This window comes from Agromyces sp. GQ35, assembly GCF_059758475.1.
In genome coordinates this window covers 198,588-210,669 of record NZ_JCAXEO010000003.1, presented here as the reverse complement: position 1 = coordinate 210,669, position 12,082 = coordinate 198,588, and the positions used below count along the sequence as shown (strand labels likewise).

General features: G+C 69.0%; 7 protein-coding genes and 1 tRNA gene. 3 read left to right on the top strand and 5 right to left on the bottom strand.

What is annotated here, in order from left to right:
- Window positions 1-36: 36 nt before the first annotated feature.
- Complete coding sequence (locus AC6CH0_RS16070; RefSeq protein ID WP_498102668.1) at window positions 37-1,776, bottom strand: S1C family serine protease; 1,740 nt, start codon at window positions 1,774-1,776, stop codon at window positions 37-39.
- Window positions 1,777-1,992: 216 nt separating this feature from the next.
- On the opposite strand from AC6CH0_RS16070, the gene AC6CH0_RS16065 reads away from it, so the two are divergent.
- A complete protein-coding gene (locus tag AC6CH0_RS16065; protein ID WP_498102666.1) occupies window positions 1,993-3,243 on the top strand; it encodes a pyridoxal phosphate-dependent aminotransferase in 1,251 nt (416 codons plus the stop codon).
- Here AC6CH0_RS16065 and AC6CH0_RS16060 read toward each other — a convergent pair.
- Window positions 3,197-4,036: a carbon-nitrogen hydrolase family protein gene (locus AC6CH0_RS16060; protein ID WP_498102664.1), complete on the bottom strand. Its 840-nt coding sequence runs from the start codon at window positions 4,034-4,036 to the stop codon at window positions 3,197-3,199. The two genes, AC6CH0_RS16065 and AC6CH0_RS16060, sit on opposite strands and share 47 nt — an antisense overlap.
- A gap of 196 nt (window positions 4,037-4,232) precedes the next feature.
- On the opposite strand from AC6CH0_RS16060, the gene helR reads away from it, so the two are divergent.
- Window positions 4,233-6,521 (top strand): RNA polymerase recycling motor ATPase HelR, encoded by a 2,289-nt coding sequence (gene helR / locus AC6CH0_RS16055; protein WP_498103290.1) that lies wholly within the window; start codon window positions 4,233-4,235, stop codon window positions 6,519-6,521.
- 102 nt (window positions 6,522-6,623) lie between these two features.
- Here helR and AC6CH0_RS16050 read toward each other — a convergent pair.
- A tRNA-Met gene (locus AC6CH0_RS16050) sits at window positions 6,624-6,700 on the bottom strand.
- A gap of 173 nt (window positions 6,701-6,873) precedes the next feature.
- On the opposite strand from AC6CH0_RS16050, the gene AC6CH0_RS16045 reads away from it, so the two are divergent.
- Window positions 6,874-8,220: a glycoside hydrolase family 18 protein gene (locus tag AC6CH0_RS16045; RefSeq protein WP_498102663.1), complete on the top strand. Its 1,347-nt coding sequence runs from the start codon at window positions 6,874-6,876 to the stop codon at window positions 8,218-8,220.
- Window positions 8,221-8,253: 33 nt separating this feature from the next.
- On the opposite strand, the gene AC6CH0_RS16040 is transcribed toward AC6CH0_RS16045, so the two are convergent.
- Entirely contained in the window at window positions 8,254-9,129 is an 876-nt protein-coding gene (locus AC6CH0_RS16040) for a class I SAM-dependent methyltransferase (protein WP_498102661.1), read from the bottom strand.
- A 1-nt stretch (window position 9,130) separates the two neighbouring features.
- Complete coding sequence (locus tag AC6CH0_RS16035; protein ID WP_498102659.1) at window positions 9,131-12,070, bottom strand: UPF0182 family membrane protein; 2,940 nt, start codon at window positions 12,068-12,070, stop codon at window positions 9,131-9,133.
- Window positions 12,071-12,082: the final 12 nt, after the last annotated feature.

Sequence of the window (12,082 nt, the reverse complement as noted above, 5' to 3'; positions counted from 1 at the left end):
TCCCGGACCCGAACCCGCCGTCTGCTCGCTCGGTGATCAGCCCTCGAAGGTGCCGAGTGTCACCGTGACGCTCTGCGACGACCCGTCGCGCGTGAAGGTGAGCTCGGCCTCCGCGCCGCCGGGGAGCGCGCGAACCTGTGCCGTGAGGTCAGTCTGATCGGTGATCGGCACCCCGTTGAACTCGGTGACGACGTCACCCGACTCGAGTCCCGCCTGCGCGGCGGCTCCGTCGGCCGACACCTCCGAGATGAGCGCCCCCACGGTGTCGCTCGACCCCTCGGCCTCGGCCGAGGTGACCGTGGCACCGAGCAGGCCGTGGCTCGCCGAGCCGTCCTCGATGATGTCCTCGGCGATGCGCTTGGCGACGTTCGACGGAACGGCGAAGCCCACACCGATGTTGCCGGCCGTCTCGCCCTGCGCCGCGCCGCCCGTGGAGAGGATCGCGACGTTGACGCCGATCAGCTTGCCCTCGGAATCGACGAGCGCGCCGCCGGAGTTGCCGGGGTTGATCGCGGCATCCGTCTGGATGACCGGCAGCGCCACGCGGCCGGTCGCGGCGGTCGGCTGCTGCGGCTCGCCGCCCTCGGGGTCGGGCAGGTCGAAGAAGAAGTCGAACGGGCTGTCCGAGCCGCCGTCGCCCGGTTCGCCCTGTTCGGTTCCGTCGCCCTCTGAATCGTCGGGAGTCGCCGGCGCCGCCGAGGAGGCCACGTCGATCGAGCGGTTGAGGGCGCTCACGATGCCGTTGGTGACCGTGCCTGCGAGCCCCAGCGGGGCACCGATCGCGATCGCGGTGTCGCCGACGTTAAGCTTGTCGGAGTCGGCGAACTCGAGCGGCGTGAGCCCGGATGCGTCGACGAGCTTGATGACCGCGAGGTCGGAGAGCGGGTCGGTGCCGACGAGTTCCGCCTCGTAGAGGTGGCCGTCGTTCGTCTTGACCTGGATGGTGGGTTCACCGGTGGCGCCGTCGAGCGTCACCACGTGGGTGTTCGTGAGCACGTAGCCGTCGTCCGAGAGGACGATGCCCGAGCCGGTGCCGCCCGACTGTCCGCCTGACACCGAAATCGTGACGACGCTCGGGCTCGCCTTCGCGGTCGCGGCAGTGATCTGGTTCACCGAGTCGGTGTCGTTCACGACGATGTTCTGCGCGGTGCCCGCGCTCTCGCTCGCCGGCGTGCCGTTGTTGTTCGTGATGAGTGCGGTGATGCCGGCGCCCGAGGCGCCGCCGATGAGTGCGGCGGCGACGATCGCGGCGGCGACGCCGAGTCCGACGCGACGCGGCTTCGGCGCTGTCTGTGCGGCCGGGTCGCCCGGAGCGGGTACCCCGGCGAGCGGCACCGTCGGCTGAGTCTCGTACGACTGCGGGGCAGCTGGGCCGCCGAATGCCGGCGGAACCTGGCCCGGCTGCGCGACCGGCGGCTGCGCGGCAGCGGATGTCGCGGGCGCGGGCGGCGCCGGCTGCTTCGCGTACTGCGGCGCCGAGTACGGCTGGGGCTGCTGGCCGGGCTCGTAGACGGTTCCGGTCGCGGCGGGCGCGGGAGCGGCCGGGGCGGATTCGGGAGTCGTGGGAGCGGGTGCTGCCGGAACGGCAGGTTCGGCAGGAACCGCGGACTCGGCCGGGGCGGTCTGTGCCGTCGACGCAGCCGTGTCGGCCGCGGCATCCGACGCAGCAGGGGAAGTGGTGGGAACCGCGGCGGCAGGGCTCGTGGCGTCTGCGTCAGTGCCGGTGACTTCGGCCTCGCGGGGCTCCCCCGCGGCGCCGTCAGTGGTGTCGGTCATGGTGTGCTCCTTCCAAGCGATGCCAGCATCCCGCCGCAAGCTGTGTGCCCGATCGGCGGAGTCTATGACTCTGCTATCCCCGAGCCGGGATTCATCCGAATGCCGCCGGGGAGCGCGTCGCTGCCTGCGCCAGCGTACCCGTCCCACCCGCGCGTACGGTGAGAATGCGCGCGATCCCGCACCCGTCAGCGGGTGCCTCTCGCGTACGGTGAGAGCGTGAGCGACTTCTCTCCCGCATCGGGCCTCGCGCCCTGGCAGCGCACCGCGGCCGGCGCCGGCCTGCTCGCGCCAGACGGCACGATCGCCGCGACGATCTTCGCCGAGATGAGCGCACTCGCCGCGAGCACCGGCTCGATCAACCTCGGGCAGGGCTTCCCCGACGAAGACGGGCCGGCCGAAGTGCTCGAGGCGGCACGCCGGGCGATCGCCGACGGGGTCAACCAGTACCCGCCAGGTATGGGCATGCCCGTGCTGCGGGAGGCGATCGCCGCCCATCAGCTTCGTCGCTACGGCATCGAGCTCGACGCGGCATCCGAGGTGCTCGTGACGGCGGGGGCCACCGAGGCGATCGCCGCGACCATTCTCGCCTTCGTCGATACCGGTGACGAGGTCGTCACCTTCGAGCCGTACTACGACGCCTATGCGGCGATGATCGCTCGCGCGGGCGGCGTGCACCGCACCGTGCCGCTGAGGTTCCCCGAGTGGAAGCCCGACCACGACGAACTGCGGGCCGCCGTCACCGATCGCACTCGCCTCATCCTCGTCAACTCGCCGCACAACCCCACCGGGGCCGTATTCGACGCCGAGACGCTCGCGTTCATCGTCGAGCTCGCCGAGCGGCACGATGCGCTCATCGTCACCGACGAGGTCTACGAGCACCTGACGTTCGGCGCCGCGCACACGCCGATCGCGACACTGCCCGGCGCCCGCGAGCGCACGATCTCGATCTCATCTGGCGGCAAGACCTTCTCGACCACGGGCTGGAAGATCGGCTGGGTCACCGCGCCTGCGCCGCTCGTGACGGCCGTGCTCGCCGTCAAGCAGTACCTCACCTACGTCAACGGTGCGCCGTTCCAGCCGGCGATCGCGACCGGCCTCGGCCTGACCGACTCCTTCTTCACGGATGCCGCGGCCGCCCTCGAGGCCAAGCGCGACCTGCTCGCCGCCGGTCTGACCGCTGCTGGCTTCGCCGTCTCGCTGCCGCGGGCAGGCTATTTCATCGTCGCGGATGCCGCGCCGCTCGGGTACGCCGATGGCGCCGCGCTCTGCCGAGAGCTGCCGGAACGGGCCGGCGTCGTCGGCGTCCCGGTCACCGCGTTCGTGCACCCCGATCGTCAGGGGGCGTATTCGAGTCTCGTGCGCTTCGCGTTCTGCAAGCGGCGCGACGTGCTCGAAGCCGCCAGCAGTCGGCTGGCGGCGCTCAGCGCGGGGCGACGTCGAAGCGGCGCAGGGCGAGCGCGGGGTTGAGGCGGCGCACCGCATCGATGCGTTCCCTCGAGATCCAGGCGACCGCGACATCCGTCGTCTCGCCGATCGTTGCCAGCTCGACGCCCATCGGGTCGACGATCATGCTGTTGCCGGCGCCGATCGGCGGGGCGTGGTCGGCTGCGGCGACGTACACGGTGTTCTCGAGCGCGCGGGCCGTGGTGAGCACTCGCCAGTGCGCCTCCTTGAGCGGACCACGCACCCACTCGGCGGGCATGCACACGACGTCGGCGCCGGCATCGACGATGCGCCGCGTCACCTCGGGGAACCTCGCGTCGTAGCAGGTCTGCAGACCGAAGCGGATGCCGCCGGCCTCGAAGGTCTCGGGCGGCTCGATCGCGCCCGGGGCGACCCACTCCGACTCTCGTTGCCCGAAGGCGTCGTAGAGGTGGAGCTTGCGGTAGCGGGCGACGATGCCGGCCGTGGGGGCGACCGCCACGACCGTGTTGGCGACGCGTGCGTGCTGGGAGCCGGCCTCGCCTTCGCCCTCGTCGAGTCGCTCGATCATGCCCGCGACCACATGCACGTCGAGTCGATCGGCGAGCGCGGCCAGGTGCGTGCTGAACGCGCCGTCGAGCGGTTCGGCGGCCGTGAGCCAGTCTTCGCCCGCTTCAGGCGTGAAGTAGCTCGAGTACTCGGGGAAGACGATGAGCTTCGCGCCGCGTGTCACCGCCAGTTCGGCCAGCCGCTCGATCTCGGCGCGATTGCCGGCGGCCTCGGCGTTCGGCGAGAACTGGACGACGGCGATCGCGAGTTCGGCGGTGGCGCTCTGCATGCCCACAGCCTAGGCGGCGAGCGCGGGACGTGCGTCGACCGCATCAACGCAGCAAAAAGGAGAGCACCACGTGCTCTCCACTTTCAGAATATACGCGAGAGGGGGCCTTGCGGCAAGGCCCCCTCGCTGCCGCATACTGATCGACCGAGTTCGAGACGACTCGAATCCCATGACGTTTCAGCCCTGAGGAGCAGCCCTGACCATCAGCGCATTCGACCTGCCCGCCCGCCTCGCCGAGAAGTCCGAACCGGCCCTGATTCTCGACGACGAACAGCATTTCGCTTCGATCGCCGACAGTCTCGCACGGTCGATCGCGGAACTCGGCGACCGGCTCGATCTCGTGCGCCGCGAACCGGGCGGCATCGGCCAGGAGGCGATGGATCGCGACATGGAGGTGCACCGCCTGACCGCGCGGCTCCGCACCCTGCGTCGCTTCGGCCTCGACCTCTGCCTCGGACGAATGGTGGGCGCCGATGCACCCGAGCCCGTCTACGTCGGGCGTCTCGGTCTGACCGACGGCGCAGGGCGCCGACTGCTCGTCGACTGGCGCTCCCCCGCGGCCGAACCCTTCTTCGGTGCCACCCACGCCAACCCCATGGGGCTGGCGAGCCGACGCCGGTACCGATGGGCGCGCGGCCGGGTGAGCGACTACTGGGACGAGGTGTTCACCGCCGAGGGATTCGTCTCGAACGCCGCCCTCGACGACCAGTCGGCGTTCATCGCGAGCCTCGGCGGCAGCCGGTCGCCGCAGATGCGCGACGTGCTCGGCACGATCCAGGCCGATCAGGACGCGATCATCCGCGAAGGCTCCCGCGGCGCACTCGTCGTCGACGGCGGCCCAGGCACGGGAAAGACCGTCGTCGCACTGCACCGCACGGCCTACCTGCTCTACTCCGACCCGCGTCTCGGGCACCGCCGAGGCGGGGTGCTGTTCGTCGGACCGCATCAGCCGTACCTGGCCTACGTCGCCGACGTGCTGCCGAGTCTCGGCGAGGAGGGAGTTCGAACGTGCACGCTGCGAGACCTCGTCGTCGAGGGTGCCACGGCACCGCTCGAGCAGGACTCGGAGGTGGCACGCCTCAAGTCCTCCGCGGCCATGGTGCGGGCGATCGAGCCCGCCGTACAGCTCTACGAGACACCGCCCTCTGCCGGCATGAACGTCGAGACGCCGTGGGGCGATGCCTGGCTCGGCACTGCCGACTGGGCCGAGGCCTTCGCTGCAGTCGAACCGGGCACTCCGCACAACGAGGCGCGCGACCAGGTCTGGGAGGCACTGCTTGCGATCCTGACCGACAAGGTGCGAGACTCCGGCCGCGATGATGCCGAAACCGACTCCGGGTTCGACGACCTCGACACCGCGTTCGATGACGACGGATTCCGCGAGGACGCCGAAGTCGCCGAAGACCAGTTCGACGCCTACGGGCTGCGCGGCGAGGTGCCGGCCGCACCCCTCCGACGCTCGCTCACGCAGAACCGTGAGCTGCTTCGCGCGTTCGGGCGGGCCTGGCCGTTGCTCGAGGCATCCGACATCGTGGGCGCGCTCTGGGAGGTGCCCGCCTATCTGCGCCGGTGCGCACCGTGGCTCGCACCCGACGAGGTCGAGCGCCTGCAACGCGCCGACCCCCGGGCCTGGACCGCGTCGGACCTGCCCCTGCTCGACGCAGCACGGCACCGACTCGGCGACCCGGAGACATCACGCCGACGCCGTCGGCAGGAGGCCGCCATCGCGGCTGAGCGGACACGCATGGCCGACGTGGTCGATCACCTGATCGCGACCGACGAGTCCGAGATGGGCGTGATGCAGATGCTCCGCGGCCAGGACCTTCGTGACGCGCTGGTCGACGGAGCCGCGCTGCCGACCGCCGAATCCGACGCCCTCGCGGGGCCGTTCGCCCACATCGTCGTCGACGAGGCCCAGGAACTGACCGACGCCGAATGGCAGATGCTGCTGCAGCGATGCCCGTCACGGAGCTTCACCATCGTCGGCGACCGTGCGCAGGCGCGGCACGGATTCACCGAGTCGTGGCACGAGCGACTCGAGCGCGTCGGATTCGACCGCGTCACCCTGGCATCGCTGAGCATCAACTACCGCACACCCGAAGAGGTCATGGCCGAAGCCGAGCCCGTCATCAGGGCCGCGCTGCCCGATGCGAACGTGCCGACGTCGATCCGCAGCAGCGGAGTGCCCGTCGTGCACGGTTCCGTCGCCGACCTGGGTCCCCTGCTCGGCGACTGGCTCGCGGAGCACTCCGACGGCGTCGCCTGCGTCATCACCACTGGTCGCGATACGACGGGCGGAGCCATCGAAGACGAGCGGATGTCGCAGCGCGTGCGCGTGCTCACGCCCGAGCTCTCGAAGGGCCTCGAGTTCGACCTCGTCGTGCTCATCGACCCCGAGACGTTCGGCGACGGCATCGAGGGTGCGGTCGACCGTTACGTCGCGATGACGAGGGCGACGCAGCGCCTCGTCGTGCTCACGAGCTGACCCCGGCTCCCCTCGCCGCCACGCCTGGAGCAGGTTCGTTCGTTCCTAGGTTCGCTGTTAACGCGAAAATCCCGGTCTCAGACGAGACCGGGATTTTCGACTTGGTTGCGGGGGCAGGATTTGAACCTACGACCTCTGGGTTATGAGCCCAGCGAGCTACCGAACTGCTCCACCCCGCGGCACAAGAAATGACTCTAGCACGGCGTTCGAGCCTCGTCCAATCGAGGACGTCCACGTCGCGAGATTCTTTGTTAAGACTCTTTCCAAACAGGGCTTCGCGTTGGTACTGTCTCGGCAACCGTTCCGCCCCGATGGGCGCAGCACGGCCCCGACCACGATCGATGAGGATTCAATGTCACCACGCCATCTGCTTCGTGGCGCAGCGTTCACCGTTGTCGCCACCTCCCTGCTCGCCGCGTCCGCCACCTCCCCCGCCCTCGCCTCACGGGGCGATCGCGGCTCCGCCGGGCCGTCCGAGATCAACGGGTACCGTTCCGTCGGCTATCTCATGTCGGACACCCCGGTCACTCGCGACTTCCAGATCGAGGACCTCCTCACCACCGGAGCGCTCGAGGACGTCACGCACATCAACTACGCGTTCGGCAACGTCACGACCGACCTGAAGTGCGAGATCACGGATGTCCCGGGCGAGGGCGACGCGCAGAACGACTATCTGCGGCTCGTCTCCGCCCGCGACTCCGTCGACGGCAAGAAGGACAAGTCGAACAAGCACCAGCGCCTGGCGGGCAACTTCAATCAACTGCGGAAGCTCAAGGAGGTGAGCCCCGACACCAAGGTGCTCATCTCGCTCGGCGGCTGGACCTGGTCCGACAACTTCTCAGAAGCCGCCTCCACACCCGAAAGCCGGGCGACGCTCGTCTCCTCGTGCATCGACGTGTACCTGAAGGGCGATCTCCCCCGCATCGGCTCCCTCGGCGGCGACGGCGTCGCGGCAGGCATCTTCGACGGCATCGACGTCGACTGGGAGTGGCCCGTCAACGGCGGCGAGACCGCGAACGCGAAGCCTGAAGACCGCGAGAACTTCCTCGCGCTGATGGAGGAATTCCGCGCACAACTCGACGCCTACGGGGCCGAGACCGGCGAGGACTACCTGCTCACGGCGTTCGCCCCGGCCGGTGGTTGGAACACCAACGCCGGCGGCTGGACCGACCCACGCCTCTTCGACGTCATCGACTGGCTGAACGTGCAGGGCTACGACTACGCCGGCGGGTGGACCGGTACCACGGGCCACCAGGGCAACCTCCACCCCGACGGCAACCACAACTGGGGGCTCGCCATCGACAACGCGGTCGGCCTCTACACGGCCGCCGGTGCTCGACCCGAGCAACTGAATGTCGGCCTCGCAGCCTACGGCCAGGGCTGGAGCGGCGTCACGGTCGGCGACTCGGCGTGGCAGGCGGTCACGGGTTCGCTCGGCACCAAGCCGTACTACGAGCTCCGCGACCTCGGCGTGGGCTACTTCGACCCCAGCATCGGCGCATCCTGGCGCTTCGACGCCGAGAGCGGCCAGTGGTGGAGCCTCGACGACCCGAACTCGGTCACGGCCAAGGCGGAGTGGCTCACAAGTCAGGGCTTCGGCGGCGCGATGTGGTGGGACCTGTCAGGCGACTACCGCAACGAACTCGGCACGGCACTCGGCGACGCGCTGCGAGCGGCGCCGACCGGCCCGCTGGACTGACGCGGGCAGGAGAAGAGCCTCGGCCGGCGGCGCTCAGTCACCGGCCGAGGCCACCACGACGCGCGGCGCCGCCACGAGCTCGTACGACAGCGGGAGCCAGCGTTCGGCGGGCCAGCCGTACATGCCCTCACCGAGGTCGACCGTCGCCGGGAAGATGCGCCACGGCACCTGATAGTGCTCGCTGAACGACTCGACGTCGAGGCCGGAGTCGCGGAGCGCGCCGAAGACCTCGGCGAGCGGATGCGTCCACTCCCACGTTCGCGCATTGACGAGCGTCGCCTCCGAATCGGCGTAGTCGCTCGGGTCGTCGAGCACGTCGGGTGCCTCATTGGCATACGGATACGCGAAGGTCGGCATGCCGTCGCGGCCGGCCTCGCCGTCGAAGACAAATGCCGCCGGGTGCCCGTCGGCGAAGTAGAACCGCCCGCCCGGCTTCACGAACCACGCCACGATGCGCGCCCACTCCGCGACATCCGGAAGCCAGCCGATCGTGCCCCACGTCGTGAAGACGAGGTCGAACGATTCGGGCTCGGGCAGCATGTGGCGCGCGTCGTAGACGTTCGCCTCGATGAACCGTGCACGGTGCGCGACACCGATCTCATCGGCCATACGGCGAGCTTCGGCAACCGCGGCCGACGAGAAGTCGATGCCGACCACGGTCGCGCCGAGATTCGCGAGCGACAGCGTGTCCGAGCCGAAGTGGCACTGCAGGTGCAGCACCCGCACCCCCTCGAGCCCGTCGGGGTAGAGGCGCTCGATGGCCGCGCGCACGATCGGGTCGAGCACTCCCCCGCCGGCGCGCAGGGGCGCCTGGTCGTAGAACTCCGAGGCGACGTGCACGGCGACGCGCTCGTCCCAGTTCGCCACGTTGTCGTCGAGCCACTCGCCTCGGCGAAGATCGACGCTCATCTCAGCCCGCTGAACCCGCCGACCCGGCCGGCTCCTCGGCCGAGGTGATCTGGAGCAGCTGGGCGATGATCTCGGCGAGCTTCGCGTCTGCTGCGCCGTATGCCGCCCAGTCGCCCTCGGCGAGCGCAGCCTGCTTGTTCTTCAGCGCGACCGACGCCTCGTTCAGGAGCGCCTGCACCTCATCGCTCGGTGTTGCGGGCGTCGTCGGCTCCTCGCCGTCGGCCGGTGGAGTGGTCGGCTCGGCGCCCGGTTCCACCTCGTTGTCGCCAGCGTCGGCACCGGAATCACCGCCGAACAGCACATCGAGTGCGAGGTCGAGCGTGTCTTGGAACGCGATCTGATCACCGAACGCGACGAGCACCTTCTGCAGGAGCGGGTAGCTCGTATTGCCGGTGGACTCGACGTAGACCGGCTGCACGTAGAGCAGGCCGCCACCGACGGGCACAGTGAGCAGGTTGCCGTTGATGACGTTCGACTGACCCTGCTTCAGCAGGTTGAGCGATTGCGACACCGTCGGGTCGGAGTTGAACTTCGCCTGCACCTGACCCGGGCCCGGCACGTTGTCGTCTTCGGGGAGCGTCAGCAGTCGAAGTCGGCCATAGCCGTCGGCACGCTTGCCGTCGGCACTGCCTGCGTCGGCATCGACGGCGAGGTACCCGCGCAGCACGTTCCGGCTCTGCTCGCCGCGCGCCTCGGGGATGAACGTCGAGTACAGCGAGTACGTCGGGGTGTCTTGGCCGGGCATCTGCATGGTCAGGTAGTACGGCGGCTGCAGGAGCGTGCTGCCGGATTCGGCGGTCGGATCCTTCGGGGTCGTCCAAGCGTCTTCACGCGAGTAGAACGGCACGGCCTCGGTCACGTGGTACCGGCCGAGCACCTCGCGCTGCACCTTGAACAGGTCGGAGGGGTAGCGCACATGGCTGATCAGGTCGCCCGACATCTTCGACATCGGCTCGATCGTCGTCGGGAAGACCTTCTGCCAGGTCTGCAGGATCGGGTCCTCGTCGTCCCACGCGTAGAGCGTGACCGTGCCGTCGTAGGCGTCGACCGTGGCCTTGACCGAGTTGCGGATGTAGTTGACCTCGTCGAAGGCCAGCGTCGGCACCTGTGTCTCGCTGTCGGCGATGGCCTCGCTCATGCTGACCTTGTTGGAGTACGGGTACTGGTCGGAGAGCGTGTACCCGTCGACGATCCAGACGACCTTGCCATCGACGACCGACGGGTACGTGTCGGAGTCGAGGGTCAGGTACGGCGCCACCTTCTGAACGCGCTGGATCGGGTCGCGGTCGTACAGGATCTGCGAGTCGGTCGTGACCTGGTCGGAGAGGAAGATCTGCTCGGACTGGAACTTCAGCGCGTACACGAGCTTCGTGAACGCGTTGTCGAGCTTCGGGCCACCATCGCCCTTGAAGGTCGTCTGCGTCTGGTCGGCGCCCTCGGTGCCCGACGGGTAGTCGAGTTCGATCGGCTTGGCGTCTTTCGGCGCACCGACGATCGAGTACGCCGGCGAACCCTCACCGAAGTACACGCGCGGCTGGAAGTCGCCGAGCACTCCCGACGACGGGATGCCCGACTGGAGGAACACCGGCTGACCATCGACCGAGCGCTGGTTGCCGGCGGCCGCGACGAGCCCGTAGCCGTGGGTGTACACGAGGTGCGAGTTGAACCAGGTCTCGGCGTCGCCGAGGCCCGACAGGTCGACGTCGCGAACGGCGACGACCGTGTCTTGCACATTGCCGTCGATCTCGTAGCGATCGACATCGAGCCGGTTCGGGAACTGGTAGTACTGCCGGAACTGCTCGAGCTGCTGGAACGCCGGGCTGATGACGAGCGGGTCCATGAGCCGGATGCTGGCGGTCGTGGCGGCGTCTTCGCGCAGTGCGCCCGGCTCGGCGTCGGTCTTCGCTTCGAACGGGATCTCCTCGACGTCGGCGACGTCGTAGGCATCACGGGTGAGGTCGATGTTGCGCTGGATGTACGGCTCTTCGAGCGAGCGGGCGCTCGGGTCGACCTGGAAGCGCTGCACGACCCACGGGTACAGCGAACCGATGAGCAGGCTCGAGACGACGAGCAGCGCGGTGCCGACGAGCGGCAGGCGCCAGCGCCCGATGATCGCGGTGACGAAGAAGAGCACGGCGACGACCGCCGCGATCGCCGCGAGGATGCCTCGACCCGGGATCGTGGCATTCACGTCGGTGTACGAGGCACCGGTGATGAGCGAGCCGGTCTCGGTGACGGTCGCGTACTGGTCGAGCCAGATGCTGAGCGCCTGGAGCAGCAGGTAGATGCCCGCGGTGACGGCGATCTGGATGCGCGCCGACTTCGAGATGACGACCTCACGACCGCTGATGCGCAGCGCCCCGTAGAGGTAGTTCGTGGCGATCACGAGCAGCACTGAAAGCAGCACGACCGCGGAGGCGAACCCCACCATGGCACGGAAGAACGGGAGCTCGAACACGAAGAAGCCCACATCGAAGCCGAACTGCGGGTCGGTCGTGCCGAACGGCGTGCGGTTGAGCCAGGCGAGCGTGAGCTCCCATCGGCTCGAGGCGGAGACGCCGGCGAAGATGCCGAGCACGATCGGAATGCCGTTCATGGCGAGCCGGCGCAGCGGCTCGAAGACCTCTTGATAGCGATCGAGCTGCGAGTTCAGCTTCGCGTAGACCGGGCGCGAGCGGTACGCGATCTGGATCGAGCCCCAGACGGGCAGCGCCATGGCGACGAACCCGATCGCGAACAGCACGATACGGGCGATCCACTCCGTCGTCAGCACCGAGAGGAATCCGAGTTGGTCGTACCACAGCACATCTGCGTAGATGCCGGCGAAGGCGAAGAAGGCGACCACGAGCGCCGCGACCACACCGATCGTGATGGCGATCGGGGCGCGCCTACGCTGGATCCTCGGTTCTTGCGGCTGTGCTGCTGACACTCTCGGCCTCATGTTCGGTCGGGA